26 protein-coding genes are annotated in these 23,726 nt (G+C 61.7%); 14 read left to right on the top strand and 12 right to left on the bottom strand.

The genetic code is table 11. The features are described 5' to 3' along the window. Positions 1–38: 38 nt before the first annotated feature. Positions 39–1,247: a hypothetical protein gene (locus tag APH34_RS16060; RefSeq protein WP_054902014.1), complete on the top strand. Its 1,209-nt coding sequence runs from the start codon at positions 39–41 to the stop codon at positions 1,245–1,247. 64 nt (positions 1,248–1,311) lie between these two features. Here the strand turns inward: APH34_RS16060 and APH34_RS16055 are convergent, their stop codons facing one another. The 3 genes from APH34_RS16055 to APH34_RS16045 form a co-directional block, all read right to left on the bottom strand. After that, a complete protein-coding gene (locus tag APH34_RS16055) occupies positions 1,312–1,653 on the bottom strand; it encodes a YgaP-like transmembrane domain (protein ID WP_054902013.1) in 342 nt (113 codons plus the stop codon). A 104-nt stretch (positions 1,654–1,757) separates the two neighbouring features. Next, entirely contained in the window at positions 1,758–2,228 is a 471-nt protein-coding gene (locus APH34_RS16050; protein ID WP_033699757.1) for an RNA methyltransferase, read from the bottom strand. Between the two features lie 190 nt (positions 2,229–2,418). Beyond that, entirely contained in the window at positions 2,419–3,342 is a 924-nt protein-coding gene (locus tag APH34_RS16045; RefSeq protein ID WP_054902012.1) for a LysR family transcriptional regulator, read from the bottom strand. 117 nt (positions 3,343–3,459) lie between these two features. On the opposite strand from APH34_RS16045, the gene APH34_RS16040 reads away from it, so the two are divergent. The 3 genes from APH34_RS16040 to APH34_RS16030 are packed head-to-tail and all read left to right on the top strand — an operon-like array spanning position 3,460 to position 6,242. Continuing rightward, positions 3,460–4,092, top strand: coding sequence for a TetR/AcrR family transcriptional regulator (locus APH34_RS16040; protein ID WP_054902011.1), 633 nt, complete (start codon positions 3,460–3,462; stop codon positions 4,090–4,092). Positions 4,093–4,136: 44 nt separating this feature from the next. After that, positions 4,137–5,120, top strand: a complete 984-nt coding sequence (locus APH34_RS16035) for an MDR family oxidoreductase (RefSeq protein ID WP_054902010.1) — start codon at positions 4,137–4,139, stop codon at positions 5,118–5,120. Positions 5,121–5,180: 60 nt separating this feature from the next. Continuing rightward, positions 5,181–6,242 carry a D-cysteine desulfhydrase family protein gene (locus APH34_RS16030; RefSeq protein WP_256215682.1) on the top strand — a complete coding sequence of 354 codons (1,062 nt, stop codon included), beginning with the start codon at positions 5,181–5,183 and terminating at the stop codon, positions 6,240–6,242. 67 nt (positions 6,243–6,309) lie between these two features. Here APH34_RS16030 and APH34_RS16025 read toward each other — a convergent pair whose 3' ends face one another. From APH34_RS16025 to APH34_RS16015, 3 genes are all read right to left on the bottom strand, one after another. After that, positions 6,310–7,020 carry an SDR family NAD(P)-dependent oxidoreductase gene (locus tag APH34_RS16025; protein ID WP_054902009.1) on the bottom strand — a complete coding sequence of 237 codons (711 nt, stop codon included), beginning with the start codon at positions 7,018–7,020 and terminating at the stop codon, positions 6,310–6,312. A gap of 10 nt (positions 7,021–7,030) precedes the next feature. Beyond that, complete coding sequence (locus APH34_RS16020; RefSeq protein WP_054902008.1) at positions 7,031–7,249, bottom strand: 4-oxalocrotonate tautomerase family protein; 219 nt, start codon at positions 7,247–7,249, stop codon at positions 7,031–7,033. 428 nt (positions 7,250–7,677) lie between these two features. Further along, the gene (locus APH34_RS16015) at positions 7,678–8,058 is read right to left on the bottom strand and encodes a YajD family HNH nuclease (protein ID WP_054902007.1); all 381 of its coding nucleotides are present in this window, start codon (positions 8,056–8,058) and stop codon (positions 7,678–7,680) included. Positions 8,059–8,191: 133 nt separating this feature from the next. Between APH34_RS16015 and APH34_RS16010 the strand changes: the two genes are divergently transcribed. Beyond that, positions 8,192–8,470, top strand: a complete 279-nt coding sequence (locus APH34_RS16010; RefSeq protein WP_054902006.1) for a hypothetical protein — start codon at positions 8,192–8,194, stop codon at positions 8,468–8,470. Here the strand turns inward: APH34_RS16010 and APH34_RS16005 are convergent. Together APH34_RS16005 and APH34_RS16000 are read right to left on the bottom strand one after the other, a co-directional pair. Next, positions 8,467–8,934, bottom strand: coding sequence for a cyclic nucleotide-binding domain-containing protein (locus APH34_RS16005; RefSeq protein WP_054902005.1), 468 nt, complete (start codon positions 8,932–8,934; stop codon positions 8,467–8,469). The two genes, APH34_RS16010 and APH34_RS16005, sit on opposite strands and share 4 nt — an antisense overlap. A gap of 111 nt (positions 8,935–9,045) precedes the next feature. Then, positions 9,046–11,088, bottom strand: coding sequence for a S9 family peptidase (locus APH34_RS16000; RefSeq protein WP_054902004.1), 2,043 nt, complete (start codon positions 11,086–11,088; stop codon positions 9,046–9,048). Between the two features lie 82 nt (positions 11,089–11,170). Between APH34_RS16000 and APH34_RS15995 the strand changes: the two genes are divergently transcribed. From APH34_RS15995 to APH34_RS15985, 3 genes are read left to right on the top strand one after another with little or no spacing between them, the layout of a single operon-like run. Then, positions 11,171–11,671, top strand: a complete 501-nt coding sequence (locus APH34_RS15995) for a hypothetical protein (RefSeq protein WP_054902003.1) — start codon at positions 11,171–11,173, stop codon at positions 11,669–11,671. Between the two features lie 14 nt (positions 11,672–11,685). Further along, complete coding sequence (locus APH34_RS15990) at positions 11,686–12,459, top strand: class II glutamine amidotransferase (RefSeq protein WP_054902002.1); 774 nt, start codon at positions 11,686–11,688, stop codon at positions 12,457–12,459. 9 nt (positions 12,460–12,468) lie between these two features. Continuing rightward, on the top strand, positions 12,469–12,990 hold the full coding sequence (locus tag APH34_RS15985; RefSeq protein WP_054902001.1) for a DUF2937 family protein: 522 nt from the start codon (positions 12,469–12,471) through the stop codon (positions 12,988–12,990). Between the two features lie 66 nt (positions 12,991–13,056). On the opposite strand, the gene APH34_RS15980 is transcribed toward APH34_RS15985, so the two are convergent. After that, a complete protein-coding gene (locus APH34_RS15980) occupies positions 13,057–13,968 on the bottom strand; it encodes a LysR family transcriptional regulator (RefSeq protein ID WP_054902053.1) in 912 nt (303 codons plus the stop codon). Between the two features lie 130 nt (positions 13,969–14,098). Between APH34_RS15980 and APH34_RS15975 the strand changes: the two genes are divergently transcribed. The 4 genes from APH34_RS15975 to APH34_RS15960 are packed head-to-tail and all read left to right on the top strand — an operon-like array spanning position 14,099 to position 17,780. Continuing rightward, complete coding sequence (locus tag APH34_RS15975) at positions 14,099–15,385, top strand: MFS transporter (protein WP_054902000.1); 1,287 nt, start codon at positions 14,099–14,101, stop codon at positions 15,383–15,385. 9 nt (positions 15,386–15,394) lie between these two features. Beyond that, positions 15,395–16,174 carry a 5-oxoprolinase subunit PxpA gene (locus APH34_RS15970; protein ID WP_054901999.1) on the top strand — a complete coding sequence of 260 codons (780 nt, stop codon included), beginning with the start codon at positions 15,395–15,397 and terminating at the stop codon, positions 16,172–16,174. Next, complete coding sequence (gene pxpB, locus APH34_RS15965) at positions 16,171–16,866, top strand: 5-oxoprolinase subunit PxpB (protein ID WP_054901998.1); 696 nt, start codon at positions 16,171–16,173, stop codon at positions 16,864–16,866. Before APH34_RS15970 ends, pxpB begins: the two co-directional genes overlap by 4 nt. Then, on the top strand, positions 16,863–17,780 hold the full coding sequence (locus APH34_RS15960) for a biotin-dependent carboxyltransferase family protein (protein WP_054901997.1): 918 nt from the start codon (positions 16,863–16,865) through the stop codon (positions 17,778–17,780). The genes pxpB and APH34_RS15960 overlap by 4 nt, the downstream gene beginning before the upstream one ends. 52 nt (positions 17,781–17,832) lie before the next feature. Here APH34_RS15960 and APH34_RS15955 read toward each other — a convergent pair whose 3' ends face one another. The 3 genes from APH34_RS15955 to APH34_RS15945 all read right to left on the bottom strand — a co-directional run bounded on the left by APH34_RS15955 (position 17,833) and on the right by APH34_RS15945 (position 21,111). Then, the gene (locus APH34_RS15955; RefSeq protein WP_054901996.1) at positions 17,833–19,011 is read right to left on the bottom strand and encodes a VWA domain-containing protein; all 1,179 of its coding nucleotides are present in this window, start codon (positions 19,009–19,011) and stop codon (positions 17,833–17,835) included. A 12-nt stretch (positions 19,012–19,023) separates the two neighbouring features. Next, positions 19,024–19,869: a MoxR family ATPase gene (locus tag APH34_RS15950; protein ID WP_054901995.1), complete on the bottom strand. Its 846-nt coding sequence runs from the start codon at positions 19,867–19,869 to the stop codon at positions 19,024–19,026. A gap of 168 nt (positions 19,870–20,037) precedes the next feature. Further along, positions 20,038–21,111, bottom strand: a complete 1,074-nt coding sequence (locus tag APH34_RS15945; protein WP_054901994.1) for a DUF748 domain-containing protein — start codon at positions 21,109–21,111, stop codon at positions 20,038–20,040. A gap of 133 nt (positions 21,112–21,244) precedes the next feature. On the opposite strand from APH34_RS15945, the gene cysK reads away from it, so the two are divergent. Together cysK and APH34_RS15935 are read left to right on the top strand one after the other, a co-directional pair. Next, positions 21,245–22,219 carry a cysteine synthase A gene (gene cysK / locus APH34_RS15940; RefSeq protein ID WP_054901993.1) on the top strand — a complete coding sequence of 325 codons (975 nt, stop codon included), beginning with the start codon at positions 21,245–21,247 and terminating at the stop codon, positions 22,217–22,219. Between the two features lie 173 nt (positions 22,220–22,392). Continuing rightward, positions 22,393–23,328 (top strand): aspartyl/asparaginyl beta-hydroxylase domain-containing protein, encoded by a 936-nt coding sequence (locus tag APH34_RS15935; RefSeq protein ID WP_054901992.1) that lies wholly within the window; start codon positions 22,393–22,395, stop codon positions 23,326–23,328. Positions 23,329–23,726: the final 398 nt, after the last annotated feature.

Below are 23,726 nucleotides of genomic sequence, written 5' to 3'. Positions count from 1 at the left end.
GGCGCGGCCCGTCGTCTCTGGGAACAAGGAGTTTCTGAATGCGTTGCCAGCTGTTGCTGTTTATGGGCCTGTTGGCCTGTTCCCCGGCCTGGGCGAAGAAAGTCGACCTTGATTACCAGGTGCGCCTGCTGCCTGCCAGCGGGCAGGCCGAAGTGCGCCTGACCCTGGCCGAAGGCAGCGCCGTACGTAGCCTGGATTTTGACCTGGGCACGGCGGGGGCATACAGCGGTTTTCAGGCGGATGGCCAGTGGCAAGAGCAGGGTGAGCGTGGTGTGTGGCACCCGGCTGCCGGCAAGACCAGCCTCAGCTATCGGGTCAAGCTCGACCAGAAGCTGCGCAGCGGCGCCTATTCCTCGCGCATCACACCCCACTGGGCATTGTTCCTGGGCGACCAGTTGGTCCCGCCGGCACGCCTCGACCAGCAGGACGGCACCGAACTGGTAGCACGCTTGTCGGTTGACCTGCCAGACGGCTGGAACAGCATCGAAACCGCCTGGCCGCGGATCGGCAAGGACAAGTTCCGTATCGACAATGTCTCGCGGCTGTTCGACCGCCCTACCGGCTGGATGCTCGCCGGCGACCTCGGGAGCCGGCGCGCTCGCTTGGGTGAGACGGATGTGACCGTGGCCGCACCCGTTGGGCAGGGCATGCGGCGGATGGACAACCTGACCTTGCTGACCTTCGTCTGGCCGCAACTGCAGGCTGTGTTCCCGCGTAACCCGCCCAAGCTGCTGCTGGTCGGCGCCCGCGATGGCATGTGGCGCGGGGCGATGGCGGCACGAGGCTCGCTATACCTGCACAGCTCACGTGCCATGGTCGGCGAGAGCGGCAGCAGCCCATTGCTGCGCGAGCTGGTGCAGTTGTTTGCGCAGATCCACGTGGGTGCTGACAGCGACTGGCTTGGCCAAAGCATTACCGATTACTACGCCAACGAACTGCTGCGCCGGGCGGGGGGCATCAGCGAGGACCGCTACCAGGTGTGGCAGGCGCGTTTGCAGAAGCAGGGCGCGAAGGTGACCCAGCTCAAGGGTGACCATGCCAGCCCGGCCCAGGTGGCCCGGGGTGTGCTGCTGTTGCAGGCGCTGGACAAGGAGATCCGTATCCATACCCAGGCCAAGCGGTCACTGGACGATGTGACCCAGGCTCTGATGCGTTTGCCCAAGGTCAATACCGAGGAGTTCGTACAGATCAGCGAGCATGTGCTGGGACGGCGCTCTGAAGTGTTGCAGAGCAAAGCGTTGAAGTAATGCGTGTGGCAGTTGCAGCGGCCTCGTTACGGCTTCACCCGCGAGGAGGCCGCTGCAACCCCCCTCAACTGTCTGCCATCGGGTCCTTCCCGGTCACCGTGACCCCCTGCGTCGCCGCTTTGGCACTGCGCTTGAGTGCTTCAAGGTCTGCCGCGCTGCGCTCGATATCCAGGCGCAGGCGGTTGTATTCCTGCCGGTGCCGCTGCCACCAGGTCTTGGCCGCACAATGCCCCTTGACCCCGCGGGCGACCGCCAGGCCGCCAATGGCCATCTGCACCAGCCCGACCAGCCCCCCGCGGCGCAAGCCCTTGGTGAACATCAGTGCGCCACCGGCCAGCGAGCCGACGCGCTCCAGGCCTTGGACATTGTGCTGCGCAGACGCCGAAGCGGAATGAATATCGAGCATGGCAAGCCCTCCATGTGAAGTGTAAGCAGGTGACCGCTTACCGGTCGCAGCCGTTCAGTCGACTTGCCCAGCGGCGCCGCTGTTCCACCCTCAGCACCAGCGTGTCACTTGAACTTCGGCCCCGAGCGGGTATTGAGCCCCTTGGCCAGCCGGTCATACAGCACCACGTTCACCGTGGCCGCCAGGTTCATGCAGCCCTCGGTCGGGATGTAGATGGTTTCTTCACACCACGCGCGTACGCTGGCATCGAGGCTACCGTCTTCCGGGCCGAAGATGTAGATGGCGCGGTCGGGGTGGGTGTATTCAGGCAAGGGTCGAGCGCCTTCGACCAGTTCCACGGCAACCGGCGTACAACCCAGGGGGATGATGCGTTGCAGGTCGTCGATGCCGATCAGCGGAATGTCGTAGTGCACACGCTTGGTGTCGGTGACGAAATCGCGGGCGCGTTCATAGCGCTTGCCGGTGTAGAACACCGAGTTGACGCCGTAGCAACCCGCTGCGCGCATTACCGAACCAACGTTCTCTGCAGACTTGGGGTTGAACAGGCCGATGCAGCTGTACCGTTTGTTTGCCACGTGCCGGGGCCCTTCGCAAAAAGCGCGATTATACGGGCTGGCCGACAGCAGCGGGGCGTGTATCGACGGTCAGTCTTGAGCATGCCGGCCAGGGCGGCGAACGGGTTATGGCGAGAGGGCCTGCCGGCACCGCTCAGGTTCAGGGCGCTTAGCTTCAAGGCAATGAGCGAACTGGGGGTATTTTTCTGCGCTAGCGCGAAGCCCACGCTTCACGGTATTGAACCAGGAAATCGACAAAAGCGCGCACCCTCTGCGGGACATGACGCCCATGGGGGTAGAGCAAGGTGTACGGCCTCGATTGCCCACTGAACGGCTTTAATACTTCGACAAGTCGCCCATCAGCCAGCTCCTGTTCCACGATGAACTTGTAGGTTTGGAATACGCCGGCACCACACTTCGCAAGGGTGACCCCGCCCAACACATCATCGGAACAGCAATAGCTTCCAGCGGTGAACACTTCACGCTCTCGTCCGTTTTCTTGGAACAACCACGAAATACGCCTACCGCTACTGGGAAGTTCAAATTGGATGCATTCATGCTGGTCCAGGTCTTCCAGTGCCTGCGGTGCCCCGAACTTCTCCAGGTAGGCCGCAGAGGCTACGACAACCAGCTTTGCATCCTCCAGCAACCGGGCAGTCATCGTGGAATCAGGCTGAGCCCGTACTCGAATCGCCAGGTCGTATCCCTCTGCAACGAAGTCGATATTTCGATTGCCCAAGTGGATATCAATGGTCACATCAGGGTACAGGTCGCGAAATTTAGGCAGCAACGGCAGGATTCGGTGGTGCCCATACGTGGTGGGCAGACTGATGCGAAGACGCCCTGAAGGCGTTGCTTGAGCGCCCATGACTGCTTGCTGGGCCTCCACCAATTGCGTAAGCGCCTGGCTGCACTGTTCGAAAAAATCCTTTCCCGCATCGGTCAATCGAATACTTCGGGTTGTCCTTGCGAACAGCCGAGCGCCCAGCCTTTTTTCCAAGCGAAGGATCGATCTACTCACCGCGGCCGGAGTAACGCCAGCGAGTTGAGCGGCGGCAGTAAAGCTGCCGGCTTCTGCAGACAGACAAAACAGCTCAATGCTTCCCAACTGCAAATCGTCAAAATGCCGCTTCATAGGGTTTGTACCGTGTAGGGGCTGATACAAGACTGGCCATCGGGCACTGCGCTGGACAGATACTCCGACCTGACAAGGCAGCTTGACATTTAGACCGCTCGGTCCAATTATCCTTGGATGGACATTCCAGCGAAAGCCCCCAGGCGCGGGCGCCCTCCAAAAAACTCGCGTAGCGATCCCGATACTCGGCGTGCACTGATACGTTGTGGTGTGGAGTTGCTGACCGAACAAGGATTCAACACTACCGGTATTGAACAGGTCCTCAAGCGGGTTTCAGTACCGAAAGGGTCCTTCTACCACTATTTCGACAGCAAGGATGCTTTCGGCCGTGAAGTTCTCGCTGAATACGGCAAGTTCTTTGAGCGCCGTCTGCGGCGGATCCTGCTCAACCCCAATCGGCCGCCGTTGGAGCGCATCCAGGATCTTCTGCAGGAGTCGCTTACCGGCATGGAAAAGTACACCTGGCGTCGAGGTTGTCTCGTGGGCAACCTGGGCCAGGAAGTGACTTTGCTGCCCGACGATTTTCGCGATCAGATAGAGAAGATTTTTCGAGTCTGGGAGGCGTTGCTCAGCCAATGCCTCCAAGAAGCGCAGGCCAACCAATCGATACACCCGTCTGTTGAGTGTGAACAACTGGCAGCTTTCTTCTGGATTGGCTGGGAGGGCGCGATCATGCGCGCACGTCTCTGCGAAAGTGCTCACCCACTCACGATCTTCGTCAGGGGATTTCTCGCCGGCATTGCCCGGTGAGTTTTGTCGCTGACTACTAGACAACCGGTCTAAAAGGAGTCGCTATGTTCAATGCAGTCGTTGTAGAGAACCAGGAGGGCGCTAAACAGGCCCGTTACCGCCAGCTATCCGATGACCAGCTGCCCGGCGGCAGCGTCACCGTAGCGGTATCTCACAGTACGCTGAACTATAAAGATGCCCTGTGCATCACGAGCCGAAGCCCGATCGCTCGGCACTTCCCCATGATTCCGGGGATTGATTTTGTAGGGGTGGTAGCGCGCAGCGAAGACAGCCGCTATCGCGAGGGTGATGCTGTTTTACTCAATGGTTGGGGTGTTGGGGAAAGTCATTGGGGCGGGCTATCACAGAAAGCCAGGGTGAGTGCAGACTGGCTGATACCTCTTCCACAAGGCATGACACCCCGTAACGCCATGGCGATAGGCACCGCAGGCTACACATCGATGCTTAGTCTGATTGCCCTGGAGCGTGCCGGGCTCAGACCTGATGCAGGGCCTGTTTTGGTAACAGGTGCGAACGGTGGCGTCGGCAGCATTGCCATTGCGTTGCTCGCCGCCCGGGGGTACGAGGTCATTGCTTCGACCGGTCGGTTGGATGAAGCAGAACACTTGAACCAGCTGGGCGCGACACAGGTGATTGATCGAAACACGTTAAGCGCACCTGGTAAGCCGTTAAGCAAGGAGCGCTGGATAGCGGCGATCGATTCGGTAGGCAGTCACACCCTCGCTAACGTATGTGCCCAGACCAAAGCCGACGGCTGGGTTGCCGCTTGTGGCCTGGCACAAGGCATGGATTTCCCGGCTACAGTAGCGCCCTTCATTCTGCGGGGGGTAAGTCTCTTGGGGATCAACAGTGTCACACGTCCCTATGCTGAACGAGTCGAGGCATGGGCTCGGCTTCACGCGGAAATTGATTTGTCGATCCTGGCACAGTTAACAAAAGAAGTACCGTTGTCAGCGGTAATTCCTGTTGCAGATGACCTGTTGGCTGGAAAAATTCGTGGTCGCCTGGTTGTTGATACCAGCGTTTAGCCCGTAGCCGGAGCGCGTTCGACGCTTTCGATAAGGCCAGGCCCCCGATTTGGGGCCAGGATGGCTATCAACTTAAAATACCAATCGGAGTACATGCCAGTGAAGGATACTCAACGTGATGCACTAGACGCTCTCGATAAAGTGACGCTCATCGAGGCTGCAACGCCGATTCAGCGGCTACAACAACTTGAACTGCGACTGGGAATCAAGCGTGTCAATCTGTACATCAAACGTGACGATCACATGGCGTTCGCCGGTGGCGGCAACAAGCTTCGTAAGCTTGAGCTCCTGTTAGGTGAAGCGCTCGCGCAAGGCTGCGACACAATCGTCACAACCGGTGGTCTTCAGTCGAACCACGCACGACTGACTGCCGCTGCCGCTGCACGCTTGGGCTTGAACTGCGAACTGGTTCTCGGCCGGGTGGTGCCACGGCAGGATGCTGAGTACGAACACAACGGCAACGTTCTGCTTGATCAGATCTATGGCGCCAAGCTGCATATACTCCCGCCGGGAGAAAAGGCAGGCGAATTCGCATCGAGAAGAATCCAACTGTTAAGTGAACAGGGCAAGAAACCCTACCTGATCCCCATGGGCGGATCATCAGCGCTTGGGGCTCTGGGTTACGCCAAATGCAGTGACGAGATAATGCAGTATGAGAGGGATCACGGCATTCGCTTTGAGAAGGTTCTACTGCCTAATGGCAGTTCGGGGACCCACGCCGGTCTAGCCGCAGGTTTCGTCTCTCGTGGACGCTCTCCTACTATCATTCGATCCTATTCGGTGTTGGTAGATAAAGAACAGGCGGTGCAGCAAACGTTGAAGCTCGCTAATGACGCACTGGCATTGCTGGATATCTCAGGGATCACGCCCAGTGAGATCGATGTCGATGGGCGTCATCGGGGGGAGGGTTATGGAATTCCGACGCAAGAGGCGCTTGAGGCCATTACTTCCCTAGCGCAGGCCGAAGGTATATTGCTTGATCCGGTGTACTCTGCAAAAGCCTTTGCCGGCATGCTACATGACATCGCCGCGGGAGATTTTGTCGATGGGGCAAACCTACTGTTCTTGTTCACGGGCGGGGGACCAGGCGTTTACGCCTATCGCAGCGCATTCGTTCTCTAGACAAGCATCTGCCTTTACAGTGAGTCTGCTCATCACCGGAACGTCCCGATGATGAGCATTCTTTCGATCAATGGCCTGCGCTCTGCCCGCCGTCGACGTGCAGGATCTCGCCGGTGACAAATGCAGCGCTGTCCAAGTAGAGGATCGCTTGAACGATGTCGTTGATCTCACCCATATGGCCGACAGGGTGCAGTTGGCCCAGGGCATCGTGAGTTTCGGCGGCGTGCATCGGGGTTTTGATGATGCCAGGCGACACGGCGTTGGCGCGGATGCCTCGCTTGGCATACTCAATGGCGATTGATTTGGTAGCCGCGTTGATCCCACCTTTGGTGAGCGATGCCATTACCGACGGAACGCCGTCGATGGCATGATCAACCAGGCTGGTGGTGACGCTGACCACATGCCCGCTACCGTTCTTCTCCATTTGCGCGATGGCCAGTTGGGAGATGTAGAAGAAGCCGCTCATGTTGGTTGCGACGATTTGCGCATAATCTTCTTTGGTGTAGCGCGTGAACGGCTTGGCGACGAAGATCCCGGCGTTGTTGACGAGGGTATCGATGCGCCCGAAGCGGGCGACGGCTTCGCCCACCACTCGTTCTGCAGTGGCCGGGTCCGCGATATCACCAGCAACCGTCAGAATATCCGGATCGGTCGACGGCTGAATGGAGCGCGAGGTCGCCACTACCTTGTGGCCGAGGGCGCGAAACCCATCTACCACTCCGGCACCAATGCCTTGAGAGGCGCCAGTTACGATGATTACTTTTTGAGAACTGCTCATGATCGTTCCTCTACGATAAAGGGGCGTTGTTAAACGGTTTTCTGTACTCAGTTGTCGTAATTCCGGAGTAGCCCCAGTTATCCGTATCGACTTCTTCGATTACGATGTGCGTTAACTTCGGGTCTTTATGAAGCACGCGCTCCATTGTTTCAGTCATTTCTTTTATTACCTGAGCTTTTTGCTCCCGGGTAACACCATCGCGAGTGATGCGGACGCTGATGAATGGCATGGGACGTTTCTCCATCAAATGTGCGTTTGGGTGAGGCGCAGCTGATGGAGGAACTTTAAAAATTCACAACGAATTGATAAATAGGCCTAGAGTCACATCATTTGTGACGTTGTGTATCGAATCACGGACTGGGAGGGTTTGCTGGCGTGTTAGCGCTCTGGGCGCAGCTGTGGCAGCCCATGGCTATCAGATCGTGCTTCGCACAGATGAAGGGGAATGGGGACTAATTACTTCAAAAAAGCCGCGAGGCCCTAGGGATCGCTCCCTTGCTCGCTTATTTCAATGCAGCTCAAGTGATGGGGGTCAAAGTGTCGTGATACAGGGGCCGATATTGGTGGGCGAAGATGCACCGTTGTCTGCATACCGATGCTTTTTGCCCCCAATATGGCGGCCACACGATGAGTTGCTTGTTGATTGAGATCTTTTTTTTATGATTGTGATTTGCTTTTCATAAGGTCGGCAAGTGCTGCAAATGGGTTGTGTGTTGCGGTTGAGGTTTTTGGTGAACTCAAAGACGACTCGGAAAAATACTGCTGATCCGTATAGCGTGAGTGTTCATTGTCATGGCAGAACAAACAGAGAAGCTCCCAGTTCGATCCATCCTGAGGGTTGTTGTCGTGGTTATGATCACGATGGTGAACGGTCAACTCGCTCAGGCGCTTGCCGGAAAACTCGCGGGCGCAGCGGCCGCACACGTGCGGGTACATTTTCAGGGCCTTGTCGCGGTAGCCCATCTCCTTGTCGCGCTTGGCGTCGGCGAGGATGCGGTCGAGGCGGGCGGTGGCGGCGGAAGTGGAGGCCGAACTCATGGTGTGTTTCCTTTGTTCTGATCAGGCATGTGACGGTTATGCCAAAGAGTCTAGCGCGCTTGCAGGCCAGGCGGACAGGCGAAAACGTTCATTAAGGCGTAGCCTGTAGGCATGTTCAGACAGGAGGTGGCTGATGTTTCATGCGATCCTCGTTGCGCTGCTGGTAGCGGGCTTGCCCGTGGCGCAGGCCGCCGGCACACCGCCGCGCATCAATACGCCAGTGCCCGGCGCGCCCGGCACCGCGACGCCCACACCCTACCCGCAGATCACTCCGAGCACCCCGCCCAAGGCCTATGACAGCCAGCCCGGCGGGCCGCTGCTGCCGCCCATGCCGGTGCCAGGGCCGCCCAAGGACCAGCCGCTACCCGGCTTGCGCACCGAGCCGGCCAGGCCGGCGCCGGATGACGACTAGAGCGACAGGCGCTGCCCGTCCTGCATGCGTAGGCGCCTGGACAGGGCCACTGCCAGTGCGCGGATGATACGAGCAGCAATGCGTGGCGCTTCGTTGAGCATCTTCTCCAGCGAGTCCTTGCCCAGGGTCAGCAATTGGCAGTCGCTGACCGCGATGCAACTGGCCGAACGGCGCTCGCCGTCGAGCACAGCCATTTCGCCAAAGGCCCGACCGCTGCGCAGGGTGGCGATTTCCACCTGATTGCCGTTGCCGTCGGTCTTGCGCACCGAGACCGTGCCCCGGTGCAGGATGCACATGAACGTCCCGGCATCGCCTTCGTTGAAGATGGTTTCGCCCTCAAGCATGGTGGTCAGGCTGAAATAACCGGCGGCGCAGTGGAAGTCGCCAGGCTGCAGGGTGTCGAACAGGCCGCAGTCCATGAGCATGTCGCGGATTTCGGCGCTGAGGTGGGTCTGGTCGGGCATGTGTTGTTCTTCGTGTTGTCCGGGAGCGGGAGCGCCTCTGAACCCTGTGGGAGCACGTCTGCCCGGCCCCACAGGGATGTTAGGCGTTCCTATGACAACAAAAAACGCGTTTTACGCCACACCCAGCTCATTGAAGACGAACGCATATTCCAGCGCCACATCCCGCAGCCCCTGGTAGCGCCCGCTCATGCCGCCGTGGCCTGCGCCCATCTCGGTCTTTAGCAGCAGCAGGTTGTCGTCGGTCTTGCGCGTACGCAGGCGCGCCACCCATTTGGCGGCTTCCCAGTACTGCACGCGGCTGTCGTTGTAGCCGGCGACCACCAGCATGGCCGGGTAGGCCTGGGCGCTGACGTTCTCGTACGGGGCATAGCCCTTGATCCGCTCGTACACCTCAGGCGCTTCAGGGTTGCCCCATTCATCGTACTCGGTGACGGTCAGCGGCAGGTCAGGGTCGAGCATGGTGTTGAGCACATCGACGAACGGCACTTCGGCAATCGCACAGCGGAACAGTTCCGGACGCAGGTTGAGGACCGCGCCTATCAGCAGGCCACCGGCGCTGCCACCGCTGATGGCCAGGCGGTCGGAGGCCGTCACGCCGGTGGCGATCAGGTGCTCGGCGCAGGCGATGAAGTCGTTGAAGGTGTTGTGCTTGTGCTCCTGCTTGCCGGCGCGGTACCAGGCCTCACCCAACTCGCCGCCGCCGCGCACATGGGCGATGGCAAAGCCTACGCCGCGTTGCAGCAGGCTCAGGCGGGCGTGGGAGAACCACGGGTCGAGGCTTTCGCCATAGGCGCCATAGCCGTACAGGTACAGCGGCACGGTCTTGCCCAGGTCCTGTTTGCGGCGGACCAGGCTGATCGGCACCTGGGTGCCGTCCTCGGCGGTGGCCCACAGGCGCTCGCTCACATAGTCGTCGGCATCGAATTCGCCCAGCACCGGGGTCTGCTTGAGGACTGTCTGCGCGCCTGTGGCCAAGTCCAGCTGGCGCACCTGGGCCGGGCGGTTGAGTGCCTCGTAGCGCAGACGCACACGGCTGCTGGCGAACTCCAGGCTGTCCTGCACGTACAGGCTGTAGGCGGCATCGGGCAGTTCCACGCGGTAAGCCGGCACGCCTTGCGGGCGCACTTCGATGATCGGCAGGCCACCTTCACGTAGGCTCAAGGTCAGTGCGCTGGCGTTCAGGCTCAGGCCTTCGAGCATGACGTCGTCGCGGTGCGGCACCAGCACCTGCCATTGCTCGCGGGTTGGCACCGCGTCTGCCGTGGCCTGGTAAAGGGCGAAGTTGATCCCGTCCTGGTTGCTGCGAATGAACCAGCGCCACTGGCCGTCGAGCTGGCCGTGGTCGGCGAAGTATTCGTGGCCTTCGACGCGCGGCGCCAGGCAGGTGAATGCCGCCTGCGGGGTCGCGGCGTCCAGCACCCAGACCTCGCTGGTGGTCTTGCTGTTGAGCAGCAGGACCAGTTGTTTTTCCGAGCTTGAGCGGTAGCAGTGCAGGAAGAAGCGGCCATCGGGCTCTTCGAACACGGTATGGGCGTCAGCCTCGCCCAAGCGGTGGCGGCGCAGGCGCCAAGGGCGGTGAGTGTCATCCAACTCGGCGAAGAACAGCGTCTGGCTGTCGTTAGCCCAGGTCAGGCTGCCGTCGCAATCGTCAAAGGGCAGGGTGGTTACGGTGCCGCTGGCCAGGTCCTTGACGTACAGGGTGTAGATTTCGTCGCCACTGGTGTCCAGGCTATAGGCCAGCAGGCGATGGTCGGGACTGATGTTGAACGCGCCCAGCGACAGGAAGCCACCATTGGCCAAGGCGTTGGGGTCGAGCAGCAGTTGCTCCTGGCTGACATCTACCGTGTTCGAATCGTCCGCCGGGCGGGGGCAGCGGTAATGGCGCGGGTATTCGTCACCTGCGGTGGTGCGGGTGTAGTACAGGTACGGGCCCCAGGGCGAAGGTAGCGACAGGTCGGTTTCGAGAATGCGGCCTTTGATCTCTTCGAACAGCTGTTCACGCAGGGGCGCCTGGGCGGCCAGGCAGGCCTGCTGGTAAGCATTTTCCGCCTGCAGGTAGTCGAGCACCTCGGCGGTGTCGCGCTGCTGCAGCCAGGCGTAGGGGTCGGCGGCCTGGTCCTGACGGGCGATGGGGGGCTGGAGCGCGTTGGGCATCGTGGATCTCTTGGCTAGGGGGCGCCTGCGCCCGGAAAAGTGTTTATCATAGGCAACTCTTTGCCTGGCTTGCACGATCACCATGACCGAGAACGACTATACCCTCGCCTGGGGCCTTTATGCCGTTGCTGCCCTGGGCTGCATCTGGGTGGGCTTCAAGCTCACTGGCTGGATGTGGCGCTGGCTGCGTGAGCCACTGCGGGTGATCCTTGCGGTCCTGCTGCTGACCCCGACCGTGGTCGACCCGGGCAAGGATGCCATGGCCCCGGCCATTGCCATCACCGCCCTGGACCTGGCCTTCAAGGTGGGCAACAACGCCTGGCGCGCCGTGTCCGATTTCGCCATGTACGGCATGATCGCTTTTGGCCTGTACCTGGTCTTCGTGCTGCTGCGCTGGCCGCTGGAAAAGCGCGCCCGTGCGCGCCGTGAGCAAGCCGACGCCGCTGCCAAGCGCCGGGTCGCCGAGGACGACCCGTTGGCGGTCGATGCGCCGCTGGCCGCCGAGCGCCGTGACCGCTACCGCGATGAACCGCCTCCTGCCGCGCCTCTTGGCGGCCGGGGCCGGGTCGAGCCACGTTTGTAAGCGGAGACCCGAACATGTGCGAACTGCTGGGCATGAGTGCCAACGTCCCTACGGACATCGTTTTCAGTTTCACCGGCCTGATGCAGCGTGGCGGGCGTACCGGCCCGCACCGTGACGGCTGGGGCATCGGCTTCTATGAAGGCCGCGGCCTGCGCCTGTTCCAGGACCCGGCGGCGAGCAGCGAGTCGGAAGTGGCCAACCTGGTGCAGCGCTACCCGATCAAGAGCGAGGTGGTCATCGGCCACATCCGCCAGGCCAACGTCGGCCGGGTGTGCCTGTCCAACACGCACCCGTTCGTCCGGGAGATGTGGGGGCGCAACTGGTGCTTCGCGCATAACGGGCAACTCGGCGACTTCGCCGGCCAAGCGACCTTTTATCGCCCGGTAGGCGACACCGACAGCGAAGCGGCTTTCTGCGACCTGCTCAACCGTATCCGTGCGGCGTTCCCGGAGCCTGTCGAGGTGGAACAGCTGCTGCCGGTGCTGGTCGAAGCCTGTGCCGAGTATCGCAGCAAGGGTGTGTTCAACTGCCTGCTCAGCGATGGCGACTGGTTATTCTGCTTCTGCTCGACCAAGCTGGTGCACATCACACGCCGTGCGCCATTTGGTGCGGCACGGTTGAAGGATGTCGACCTGATCGTCGATTTTCATACCGAAACAACCCCAAACGACGTGGTCACGGTGATCGCCACCGAAGCCTTGACCGAGAACGAGACCTGGCGGCGTTACGAGCCCGGCCAATGGGCCCTGTGGCGGCACGGAGAATGCGTTTCGCAAGGCCAGAGCTAAGGAAGCTGCATGTTCAGAAGTTACCTGCGGTTGCTGCTGTTCACTGTCGGCCTGCTGGCCGGTATCCAGGTCCCAGGGTTGGTCAAGGACTACAGCCAGCGGGTCGAGGCGCACCTGTTCGAGTCGCGCCAGGCGCTCGACGGCTTCAAGCAGACGGCCGAGCGCTTCTTCAACGGCGACCTGCAGGCGCTGGTGCGGCATTACCGCAGCAGTGACGACCCGGTCTTCAACAGTGATGCCAACAGCATCGAAAGCCTGTTGATCCGCAACCAGTTGCTGGAGAACGAGTGGCAGGCACTGCAGGGCTCCTGGGTCACCACGACCTGGCATGTGCTGGTGCAGCCAGACCCACAACTGCGTGAAGAGACGCTCAAAGGTTACAGCTACCAGATTCTGCTGGTGCCGGAGGCGATCGGCTGGGGTGTGGGCGCAGGGTTCGTGCTGGCATTCGTGGTCGAGAGCCTGTTGCTGGGGATTGGCTGGGTGATTTTGGGCGGGCGGCGCAAAGCAGTGAAAGAAAGCTGGCGCTGATCCGCTGTGGCTGTGTCGGCCCTGCTTGGGTGAACCCGCGCAGGCGCCGGCCCTGTCCACCGGGGCTCAGACCAACACAATTCTCTGGGCCCCTACATCCTGCGCATAGTGCTCAAGCACCTGCCGGCACACCCCGACCACCTCATCCACCAACGCCACCCCGGTCTGCCACGCCACTACCAGCTCCAGGCTCGGTGGCGGTTGCAAACCCTCGAGCAGCACCAGTTCGCCGCGGCTCAATTCACCCTCCACCAGCGCTGGCGGCAGGGCGCCAATGCCGAAGCCATCGCGCAGCAGACGAGTGATTGCTGCTACCGAGTTCACGCAGTTCAGCCGCGGGGCTTGGACACCTGCGTTCTGCAGCAGGCTGAGCACTTCCTGATGCGGCCGCGAGTTCTTCGAGAAGGTGACGATGCGCTCGCGTGCCAATTCGGCCAGCGAGGCGTAATCACGGTGCTGGGTCGAGCCGGCTGCTGCGATCCAGCCCATGGGGTAGCGTGCCAGGTCCAGGCTGCGGATCGACTGTTCGCGCAGCAAATCCGTCTGCAGGATCACGTCGAGAAACCCTTTTTGCAACTGCTCGCGCAGGTTCAGCGCGGTATCGGCCACCAGCTCTATCTCGACCTGCGGGTAACGCTCGCCCAGCTCGGCCACCAGTGCGTTCATCCAGGTGTGGATCACCGTGTCCATCACACCGATACGGATACGCCCGACCTTGGCCCGGTCGTTGTCCAGCGACTGCTTCATCGCCTTGGCGGTATCGAGCATGCGCTCGGCATACTCCAGGACCTTGCTGCCCTCCGGCGTCAGGCTCACCCCGCGGGAGTCGCGCAGTAACAGCTTGACGCCAAGGTCGGCTTCCAGCGCCGCGATGCGGCTGGAGACCGAGGCCTGTGTGGTGAAGAGTTTCTCGGCGGTGAGGCGAAAACTCTTGAGCCGGGCGACCCAGACGAATGTTTCGAGGAAACGAAGGTTCATGATCAGTTTTTCTTGTTCCAGACCGGGCGTTTTTTTCGTTGGACTCACCAGGCGCGCGCTCTGAACAATGAAGCCCAGGCCGCGACGCCCTACGTCGCTCATAAAACAATACCAACAAGCCGAGGCAAGCATGAACCCGACCGGCGTGCAGCAGCAGGTTTCGCCTTCACCCTCGACCGGGCCTTTGGCCTGGTACCGCGACATCGACCAACAGCAACGACGTACCTTCTGGAGCTGCAAGATCGGCTATGGCCTGGATGGCATGGACACGCAGATGCTCAGCTTCGTCATCCCCACGCTGATCCTGATGTGGGGCATCAGCACCGCCGAGGCGGGGTTGATCCACACCAGCACCCTGATTGCATCGGCCATCGGCGGCTGGATCGCTGGCATCCTCTCTGACCGTATCGGCCGTGTGCGCACCCTGCAACTGACGGTGCTGTGGTTCGCCTTCTTCACCTTTCTCTGCGGCTTCGCTCAGAACTACGAGCAACTGCTGATCGCCCGGACCCTGATGGGCTTTGGCTTTGGCGGCGAATGGACCGCTGGCGCGGTGCTGATCGGCGAGGTGATCCGTGCCCAGGACCGCGGCAAGGCCGTGGGTATGGTGCAATCCGGTTGGGCCCTGGGTTGGGGCCTCACGGCGATCCTGTACGCGCTGTTGTTTTCCTGGCTGCCCGCAGAGCAGGCCTGGCGTGCGCTGTTCCTGCTGGGGCTGGTGCCGGCGGTGTTTGTGATCTTCGTCCGCCGTCTGGTCAAGGACCCCGAGGTGTACCGCCAGGCCAAGGCTGTGGAAACGCCCGAGGCGCCTGCGCAGTTCTACGAAATCTTCGCCTCCGGCATGCTCTGGACCACCGTGCGCGCCTCCTTGCTGACCACCGGTGCGCTGGGCGGCTATTACGCCATTACCTCGTGGTTGCCGACCTTTCTCAAGAACGAGCGCGGCCTGAGCGTACTCGGTACCGGGGGCTACCTGGCCATGGTGATCGTCGGTTCCTATGTGGGTTATGTGGTCAGTGCGTACCTGTCGGACCTGCTGGGGCGCAAGAAGAACTTCATCCTGTTCGCCGTAGGTTCGTTCATCATCGTGCTGCTCTACACACAGATGCGGGTGAGCGATGGCGTGATGCTATGGCTGGGCTTCCCGCTGGGTTTCTTTGCCTCCGGCATCTTCAGCGGCATGGGCGCCTTTCTCACAGAACTGTTCCCAACGCGTATCCGGGGTTCGGGGCAGGGGTTCTGCTACAACATCGGCAAAGTCATCGCGGCGATGTTCCCATTGCTCATCGGTCTGCTCGGCGAGAAAGTGCCACTGGGCCTGGGCATCGGTGCTTTCGCTGCGGTGTCGTACGGCGTGGTGATCGTGGCGGCCTTGAGCCTGCCGGAAACACGCGGCAAACACCTTCAGGCGCGCTAAGGTAGGCACATGAACATCGACACAGGAGCTCGCCAGGTGAAACGCCTGCTACTCAACTGCGACATGGGCGAAAGTATTGGCAGCTGGCGCATGGGCCTGGACGCCGAAGTCATGCCCTACATCGACTGCGCCAACATCGCCTGTGGCTACCATGCCGGCGACCCCGGCACCATGCGCCGCACGGTGGCCCTGGCGCTGCAGCACGGGGTGATTGTCGGTGCCCATCCGGCCTACCCGGACCTGGTCGGCTTCGGCCGCCGGTCCATGGCCTGCAGCGCCGAGGAAATCCGTGACCTGCTGCATTATCAGATCGGCGCCCTGGATGGCATCTGCAAAGTACTGGGTGGCCGCGTGGCCTATGTCAAACCCCACGGCGCGCTGTACAACGACATGATGGCCGACCCCCTCAAGCTGCGCGCGGTGCTCGAAGCCGTGGCAGCCTATGGCAGTGGGCTGCCGCTGATGCTGATGGCGACTGCAGACAACAGCGCGGCCCAGGCCCTGGGTGATGAAATCGGCGTGCCATTGTGGTTCGAGGCCTTTGCCGACCGTGCCTACACCGCCAGCGGTCACCTGATGTCGCGGCGCCTGCCCGGCGCTGTGCACCATGAGCCGGCCATGGTGGTCGAACAGGCTGTGCGCCTGGCCCGTGGTGAAACACTGGTGGCGGACGATGGCAGTGCAGTGCGCCTGCAGGCCAGCACGCTCTGCGTGCACGGTGACAACGACAGCTCGGTGGCGGCGGTGCGGCAGATCCGCCAGGCGCTTGATGCGCTGGAGCACCCATGAAGGTGCGCATCGAAGTGGTCGCCATCGATACCCTGATGGTGCGCCTGTTCGACACCATCGACGAACGCAACATGCCGTGGATGCTTGCCGCCAGCCAGCGCCTGAGCGCCGCCTTCGGCCCGCATCAGGTCGACCTGGTGCCGTCCTACACCACGCTGATGGTGCAATTCGACCTGCCGCCAGGGCAGGCGAAGGCGCTGATCGTCAAGGCGCTGGAAGGGCTGCAGCCGGGCACGGGCAACGACGGGCGCCGGCATGAAATTGCCGTGTGGTACGACGCCAGTGTCGGTCCTGAGCTGCCGGTGCTGGCCGCGCGCTGCGGTTTGAGCGAGCGCGAGGTGATCCGCCTGCACAGTGGGCGGGAGTATCCGGTCTTCGCCCTTGGCTTTGCGCCGGGCTTCGGCTTCATGGGGCTGGTGGACGAACGGTTGGCATCGCCGCGCCTGAGTACTCCACGCAAACGCGTGGCGGCTGGCAGTGTCGGCATTGCCGAACGCCAGACCGCAGCCTATCCGGCCGTCTCGCCCGGGGGCTGGAACCTGATCGGGCGCACCCCGGTGCGCCTGTTCGATCACGAACGTGAGGGCTACAGCCTGCTGCAACCGGGTGACCGGGTGCGTTTCGTGGCGGTTTCCCATGCCGAATTCATGGCATTGGGCGGTGATGACAGCCCGCTGGAGGCACAGGCATGACGCACTTGAGGATCGAAGCCAGCACTGCCTTGTGCCAGTTGCAGGATGCCGGGCGCTTTGGCGTGCGCCACCTGGGGGTCACCCAGGGCGGCGCGCTGGATTGGGTGGCGATGTACTGGGCCAACTGGCTGCTGGGTAACCCGCTGGGGGCGCCGGTGATCGAGGTAGCGCTGGGCGGTTTCACCGTGGTGGCTGAACAGGATTGCGTGCTGGCCCTGGCCGGTGCCGACCTGGAGGCGCGCATCGATGACCAGCCATTAGCCGCCTGGCGCAGTTTTAGCTTGGCCAAGGGCCAGCGGCTGGCCTTGAAGCAGCCGAAGCAGGGCGTGCGCGCCTACTTGGCGGCGCCGGGCGGATTCCAGGGTGACGCTGTGCTGGGCAGCTGTGCCACGGTGGTGCGTGAAGCACTGGGCGGTATCGACGGGCGCGGCGCGGCGCTGGGCAAGGGACAGGTGCTGGCGTTTGCCGGCGCGCCCGCGGTGCTGCGCGAAGTACCCGAAGCGCTGCGCCCGCGTTATTTGCAAGCGCCTGTGCTCGACCTGGTGATGGGCGCGCAGATCGGCGATTTCAGCGGTATCAGCCTGTTCGAGGCCTTCAATCGCGATTGGACCTTAGACAGCCGGGCGGATCGCATGGGCATCCGCTTGCTGGGGCCGCAGCTGGTTTATCAGGGCGCGCCGATGATTTCCGAAGGGATCCCGCTGGGGGCGGTGCAGGTGCCACCGGACGGGCAGCCGATCGTGCTGCTCAATGACCGGCAGACCATCGGTGGCTATCCGCGTCTGGGGGCGTTGACGCCGTTGGCGCTGGCGCAACTGGCGCAGTGCATGCCGGGGACGGCGGTGCGGTTCAGGGCGGTGGTGCAGGAGCAGGCCTGGCGCGAACAGCAGTCTTATCTGGACCGCTGGCGGTGAATCCACCGACCTCTTCGCGGGTCCACCCGCTAAGAGGCCAGTGCAGGCAATCCTACTTGGACAGGTAACGCATCCCTTCTTCCAACCCTTGCAAGGTCAGGGGGTACATCTTGTCTTCGATCAGGTCACGCACCAGGTGGGTCGACGCGGTGTAGTCCCAGGCCTGCTTGGGGTATGGGTTGATCCAGATGATTTTCTTGAATTTCTCCATGAAGCGCTGCATCCACACGTAGCCGGCTTCTTCGTTCCAGTGCTCCACGCTTCCGCCGGGCTGGGTGATCTCGTACGGCGCCATGGCGGCATCGCCGACGAACACCACTTTGTAGTCGTCGCCGTATTTGTGCAGCAGGTCGAACGTGGAAAAGCGCTCGGATGTGCGGCGCAAGTTGTTCTTCCACACCGACTCATAGACGAAGTTGTGGAAGTAGTAATATTCCAAGTGCTTGAACTCGGTCTTGCAGGCCGAAAACAGCTCTTCGCAGACCTTGACGTGGGCGTCCATCGAACCGCCAATATCGAACAGCAACAGCAGCTTGACCGTGTTGCGCCGCTCGGGGCGCATCTGGATGTTCAGCAGCCCGGCGTCACGCGCGGTGTGGTCGATGGTGCCGTCGATGTCCAGTTCTTCAGCCGCACCTTCGCGGGCGAATTTGCGCAGCCGGCGCAGGGCCAGCTTGATGTTGCGGGTGCCAAGTTCCACCTGGTCGTCGAGGTTCTTGTACTCGCGCTGGTCCCACACCTTCACCGCCTTGCCCTGGCGCTTGCCGGCCTCGCCGACGCGGATGCCCTCGGGGTTGAACCCGCCTGAGCCAAACGGGCTGGTGCCGCCGGTGCCGATCCACTTGTTGCCGCCCGCGTGGCGTTCCTTCTGTTCTTCAAGGCGTTGCTTGAACGCCTCGATCAGCTTGTCCAGGCCGCCCAGCGATTGTATCTGCGCACGCTCTTCGTCGCTGAGCGAACGCTCGAACTCCTTGCGCAGCCAGTCTTCGGGAATCAGCGCCTCAAGGTGCCGGTCAAGGTTCTCCAGGCCCTTGAAGTAGGCGGAAAACGCCCGGTCGAACTTGTCGAAGTGGCGCTCGTCCTTCACCAGGATGGCCCGCGCCAGGTAGTAGAACTCGTCCATATCGGCGAACACTACGCGCTGTTGCAGGGCGTTGAGCAGGTCGAGCAGTTCGCGCACCGACACCGGTACCTTGGCCGCACGCATTTCGTTGAACAGGTTGAGCAGCATGGCCGGCTCCTGTCAGCGGTTGCCGCGCCGGCTCATGAAGGCCAGGCGCTCGAGCAGTTGCACGTCCTGCTCGTTCTTCACCAGGGCGCCTGCCAGCGGCGGAATCGCCTTGGTCGGGTCGCGCTCGCGCAGCACGGCCTCGCCGATATTGTCGGCCATCAGTAGCTTGAGCCAGTCGACCAGCTCGGAAGTCGAAGGCTTTTTCTTGAGGCCCGGCACCTTGCGCACGTCAAAGAACACATCCAGCGCTTCACTGACCAGCGATTGCTTGATGTGGGGGAAGTGCACGTCAACGATCTGCTGCAGGGTATTGCGGTCGGGGAAGGCGATGTAATGGAAGAAACAGCGGCGCAGGAAGGCGTCAGGCAGCTCTTTTTCGTTGTTCGAGGTAATGATGATGATCGGGCGCTGCCTGGCCTTGATGGTCTCGTCGATTTCGTAGACGTAGAACTCCATCTTGTCGAGCTCTTGCAACAGATCGTTGGGGAACTCGATGTCGGCCTTGTCGATTTCGTCGATCAGCAGGATGACCCGCTCGTCGGCCTCGAAGGCCTCCCAGAGTTTGCCCTTCTTGAGGTAGTTGCGCACGTCGTGGACCTTGTCCACACCCAGTTGCGAGTCCCGCAGGCGGCTGACCGCGTCATACTCGTAAAGACCCTGGTGGGCCTTGGTGGTGGACTTGATGTGCCAGGTGATCAGGCGCGCGCCGAAGGAGGCCGCGAGTTGCTCGGCGAGCATGGTCTTGCCGGTGCCCGGCTCGCCCTTGACCAGCAGCGGGCGTTCGAGGGTGATGGCCGCGTTGACCGCTAGTTTCAGGTCGTCTGTGGCGACGTAGTCGCGGGTGCCTTCGAACTTCATTGGAATTGTCCTCTGCGGGGTGCCTGTACTGGCCTTGTCGCCGGCTTGCCGGCGCTAGGGCCGCAACGGGCAATACATGTTTGTCGTTTGTCAGCGACTATACCCCGGCCCCAGACGCGTGCAAACGCAGACCGGGTATTCAGTCCCTGAATGGCCCGTCACGCCCGCTCAGTCGGCTTTTGGCGGCGACTGCTCGTAACGTGCGTTGAATGCCTGGATAAACCCGTTGCGCAAGATCTGCAAAAACGCCTCGAAGGCGCTGATGTCCTGTTGGTGCACGCTGCCACTGAGCTCCACGCGGGTGGCGAACTGGTTCTTGCGCTGGTTCTTCAGCGCCGTTTCGCTGGCACCTACCACCGCTTCCCACACCGAGCGGAAGAAACCCTTGTCCTTGTTCTCCACGTCCTGCTGCCAGTCGAACACATCGACATCACGCAGCAGGGGTTTGATATAGCCGTTGAGGCGGCCGTTTTCGGCCTGGGCTTCTATCACTACGTCACCGTGGCCGGCATTGAAATCGAACTTGCCATAGGCGCTGGCGAAGTCGTTGAGCTGGCGCAGCTCGATGCCGGTGGCGCGCAGGCGGAACTCGAAATCGTCGAAATCGCTGAACGGGTCGAAGGTCGCGCGGCTCTCGACCTTGGCGTCGCCCAGCAGCAGGGCCTTGGCGTCAAAGCTGGCGTCGCGCCGGCCTTTTTCGTCCCGCACGTTGGTCAGGTTGCGGATGTTGGCATCCAGCTGGGTGGCCTTGAGGTCGACCGGGGGTTTGGCGTTGAAGTTGCGAAAGCTCAGCGTGCCGTCATTGATGCGCACGTCGTTGAGGGTGATGGGCAACAGCTTTTCCAACTGCTGGCGCCAGTCGGTGCCCTGGCCAGTCTGCGAGGCCTGCTTGCTGCCACCGTCGACAAAGTTGAGCACGGGGCGCAGGAAGGTGACTTCGGCCACCACGGCGTGGTCGTACCACAGCGAATGCCAGCTCACCGACAGGTCGATCAGCGGCGCGTCGAGCAGCGGCACCGGGACCTTGCCGCTGGTCTTGACGATTTTCAGCCCGTTGATCTGGTAGGCACCGCGCCACCAGGCAAGGTCGACGTCGGTGACCTGGCCGCGGTACTCACCCATGTCCGCCAGCTTGTCGTTGAGGTAGTCGCGCACCAGGTAGGGCAGGGCCAAGTGCAGGGCCACCAGCACTATGACCAGGCTGACCAGGCCGACCAGCGGCCAGCGATAACGGGCTTTCATCGCGGCGTTCTCCAAGGCGGGATGTGTGGTTGACCGCGCGCTTGCTGGCTGAGTTCGAACGGGCTTTACGGGCCATCGGGGCGGGCTTACCCTTTAAGTCTTTCCCTGCCTTTACTTGCCAAGGACCCCTGCCATGAGCCGTATCTACGCAGACAACGCCCATTCCATCGGCAACACGCCGCTGGTGCAGATCAACCGCATCGCCCCGCGTGGGGTGACTATCCTGGCCAAGATCGAGGGGCGCAACCCAGGTTACTCGGTCAAGTGCCGGATCGGCGCGAACATGGTCTGGGACGCCGAAAGCAGCGGCAAGCTCAAACCAGGCATGACCATCGTCGAGCCGACTTCGGGCAACACCGGTATCGGCCTGGCGTTTGTCGCCGCCGCCCGTGGCTACAAACTGATCCTGACCATGCCGGCATCGATGAGCCTGGAGCGGCGCAAGGTGCTCAAGGCCCTGGGTGCCGAGCTGGTACTGACCGAACCGGCCAAGGGCATGAAGGGGGCCATCGAGAAGGCCAACGAGATCGTGGCGTCGGACCCTGCGCAGTACTTCCTGCCGGGCCAGTTCGATAACCCGGCCAACCCGGCCATCCACGAAAAGACCACCGGCCCGGAAATCTGGAACGACACCGACGGCGCAGTCGACGTGCTGGTGGCCGGTGTCGGCACAGGCGGCACCATTACCGGCGTGTCGCGCTACATCAAGCACACCGAGGGCAAGTCGATCCTTTCGGTGGCGGTGGAACCTGTGTCCTCGCCGTTGATCACGCAGACCTTGGCTGGCGAAGAGCTCAAGCCCAGCCCCCACAAGATCCAGGGGATCGGCGCGGGCTTTGTGCCGAAGAACCTGGACCTGTCGATCGTCGACCAGGTCGAGACGGTGACCGATGAAGAATCCAAGGCCATGGCCATTCGCCTGATGCAGGAGGAGGGCATCCTCTGCGGTATTTCCTGCGGCGCGGCGATGGCCGCGGCGGTGCGCCTGGCCGAGAAACCCGAAATGCAAGGTAAGACCATTGTCGTAATCCTGCCTGATTCGGGCGAGCGCTACTTGTCCAGCATGCTGTTCAGCGACCTGTTCAGCGAGCAGGAAAACCAGCAGTAATCGCCCCGGCCGCTGATCCGGCGCAATAGTCGGCGGCTGGGTTTATTGCAGAATCTTCATCACCCCGATCCCGCCCTGGTTGTTTTTACTGGGGCAGGAAGGGTTTATGATGGCCGGATGATTTTTTCCGGAAGCAGACGGCGCAGGCCTGCTGCTTCTCCAAGGAGTGTTGCATGACCTTTTCCTTCGTCGCCAAGGCAGGTGTCCTGCTGGTGTTTTTCGGCAGCGTGCTTTTCGTGCACCTGCGCGGCAAGGCGCGCCTGCCGGTTTTGCGCCAGTTCGTCAACCATTCGGCGCTGTTCGCTCCTTATAACAGCCTGATGTACCTGTTCTCGGGCGTGCCGTCCAAGCCATACCTGGACCGCCAGCGCTTCCCGGAGCTGGATGTACTCAAGGACAACTGGCAGGTCATCCGCGAAGAGGCCATGCGCCTGTTCGACGAGGGTTATATCCGCGCGGCCGAGAAAGACAACGACGCCGGTTTCGGCTCGTTCTTCAAGAAAGGCTGGAAGCGCTTCTACCTGAAGTGGTACGACAAACCGCTGCCGTCGGCCGAAACCCTGTGCCCGAAAACCGTCGAGCTGGTCAGCAGCATCCCCAATGTGAAGGGCGCGATGTTCGCCCTGCTACCCGGTGGCAGCCACCTGAACCCGCATCGCGATCCATTCGCCGGTTCCCTGCGCTATCACCTGGGCCTGTCGACCCCCAATTCCGATGCCTGCCGCATCTACGTCGACGGCGAGGAGTACGCCTGGCGTGACGGTGAGGACGTGATGTTCGACGAAACCTACGTGCACTGGGTCAAGAACGAGACAGACGTCACCCGCGTGATCCTGTTCTGCGATATCGAGCGCCCCCTGAGCAGCCCGCTGATGACCCGCATCAACCGCAAGGTCAGCGCCTTCCTGGGCCGTGCCACTGCGCCGCAGAATACCGATGACGAGCGCGTGGGCGGGATCAACCAGGCCTATGCGTGGAGCAAGCGTTTCAGCAACAAGATCAGCACCCACGTGAAGCAGTTCAAACGTGCCAACCCCAAGGCCTACCGCATCCTGCGGCCAGTGTTGGCGGTGGTGGTGGCGTACCTGCTGTACCGCTGGTTATTCTGAGGGTAATGCTCGCCTGGCCTGGCTCCATCGCGGGTTTACGCGCGAAGGGGCCAGGTCAGGTGGTCGAAAAGGCAGCAGTTGCCCAAGCCCTGATTCAACGTTATATTCCGACACATTCCTTCTTCGAAGACCCTGTTCATGCCTGCTATCCCTTCCACCACTAGCCCTGTCTTCGCGCCCGTCGCGAGCACGGTCGTGCGTGGCAGCCAGCAGCCGGTCATGATCAGTCATTACCCACCACCTGTCAGTGGCGTCGTAGGCGGCGTAGCTCCGCCTCGCTGCGTGGTCGTGCTGGGCTGATCGGCTTCTGGCCGCATCCCGTCACACGCGCAACCTACTGAACACGGTCGGCTACTTCCCTCACTGAAGTTCACGCCCACCGTTCGGCTTATTTGCCC

Origin of the sequence: Pseudomonas sp. NBRC 111131 (assembly GCF_001320525.1) — a bacterium.
Taxonomy (GTDB): domain Bacteria; phylum Pseudomonadota; class Gammaproteobacteria; order Pseudomonadales; family Pseudomonadaceae; genus Aquipseudomonas; species Aquipseudomonas ceruminis.
The sequence above is the reverse complement of the archived record's forward strand: the minus strand, read 5'-3'. Positions and strand labels throughout refer to the sequence as shown.

Coding starts and splice junctions, on each gene's coding strand:
- APH34_RS16060 (WP_054902014.1), top strand. CDS start 39: ATGCGTTGCCAGCTGTTGCTGTTTATGGGCCTGTTGGCCTGTTCCCCG.
- APH34_RS16055 (WP_054902013.1), bottom strand. CDS start 1,653: ATGCTCGATATTCATTCCGCTTCGGCGTCTGCGCAGCACAATGTCCAA.
- APH34_RS16045 (WP_054902012.1), bottom strand. CDS start 3,342: ATGAAGCGGCATTTTGACGATTTGCAGTTGGGAAGCATTGAGCTGTTT.
- APH34_RS16040 (WP_054902011.1), top strand. CDS start 3,460: ATGGACATTCCAGCGAAAGCCCCCAGGCGCGGGCGCCCTCCAAAAAAC.
- APH34_RS16035 (WP_054902010.1), top strand. CDS start 4,137: ATGTTCAATGCAGTCGTTGTAGAGAACCAGGAGGGCGCTAAACAGGCC.
- APH34_RS16030 (WP_256215682.1), top strand. CDS start 5,181: ATGGCTATCAACTTAAAATACCAATCGGAGTACATGCCAGTGAAGGAT.
- APH34_RS16025 (WP_054902009.1), bottom strand. CDS start 7,020: ATGAGCAGTTCTCAAAAAGTAATCATCGTAACTGGCGCCTCTCAAGGC.
- APH34_RS16020 (WP_054902008.1), bottom strand. CDS start 7,249: ATGCCATTCATCAGCGTCCGCATCACTCGCGATGGTGTTACCCGGGAG.
- APH34_RS16015 (WP_054902007.1), bottom strand. CDS start 8,058: ATGAGTTCGGCCTCCACTTCCGCCGCCACCGCCCGCCTCGACCGCATC.
- APH34_RS16010 (WP_054902006.1), top strand. CDS start 8,192: ATGTTTCATGCGATCCTCGTTGCGCTGCTGGTAGCGGGCTTGCCCGTG.
- APH34_RS16005 (WP_054902005.1), bottom strand. CDS start 8,934: ATGCCCGACCAGACCCACCTCAGCGCCGAAATCCGCGACATGCTCATG.
- APH34_RS16000 (WP_054902004.1), bottom strand. CDS start 11,088: ATGCCCAACGCGCTCCAGCCCCCCATCGCCCGTCAGGACCAGGCCGCC.
- APH34_RS15995 (WP_054902003.1), top strand. CDS start 11,171: ATGACCGAGAACGACTATACCCTCGCCTGGGGCCTTTATGCCGTTGCT.
- APH34_RS15990 (WP_054902002.1), top strand. CDS start 11,686: ATGTGCGAACTGCTGGGCATGAGTGCCAACGTCCCTACGGACATCGTT.
- APH34_RS15985 (WP_054902001.1), top strand. CDS start 12,469: ATGTTCAGAAGTTACCTGCGGTTGCTGCTGTTCACTGTCGGCCTGCTG.
- APH34_RS15980 (WP_054902053.1), bottom strand. CDS start 13,968: ATGAACCTTCGTTTCCTCGAAACATTCGTCTGGGTCGCCCGGCTCAAG.
- APH34_RS15975 (WP_054902000.1), top strand. CDS start 14,099: ATGAACCCGACCGGCGTGCAGCAGCAGGTTTCGCCTTCACCCTCGACC.
- APH34_RS15970 (WP_054901999.1), top strand. CDS start 15,395: ATGAACATCGACACAGGAGCTCGCCAGGTGAAACGCCTGCTACTCAAC.
- pxpB (WP_054901998.1), top strand. CDS start 16,171: ATGAAGGTGCGCATCGAAGTGGTCGCCATCGATACCCTGATGGTGCGC.
- APH34_RS15960 (WP_054901997.1), top strand. CDS start 16,863: ATGACGCACTTGAGGATCGAAGCCAGCACTGCCTTGTGCCAGTTGCAG.
- APH34_RS15955 (WP_054901996.1), bottom strand. CDS start 19,011: ATGCTGCTCAACCTGTTCAACGAAATGCGTGCGGCCAAGGTACCGGTG.
- APH34_RS15950 (WP_054901995.1), bottom strand. CDS start 19,869: ATGAAGTTCGAAGGCACCCGCGACTACGTCGCCACAGACGACCTGAAA.
- APH34_RS15945 (WP_054901994.1), bottom strand. CDS start 21,111: ATGAAAGCCCGTTATCGCTGGCCGCTGGTCGGCCTGGTCAGCCTGGTC.
- cysK (WP_054901993.1), top strand. CDS start 21,245: ATGAGCCGTATCTACGCAGACAACGCCCATTCCATCGGCAACACGCCG.
- APH34_RS15935 (WP_054901992.1), top strand. CDS start 22,393: ATGACCTTTTCCTTCGTCGCCAAGGCAGGTGTCCTGCTGGTGTTTTTC.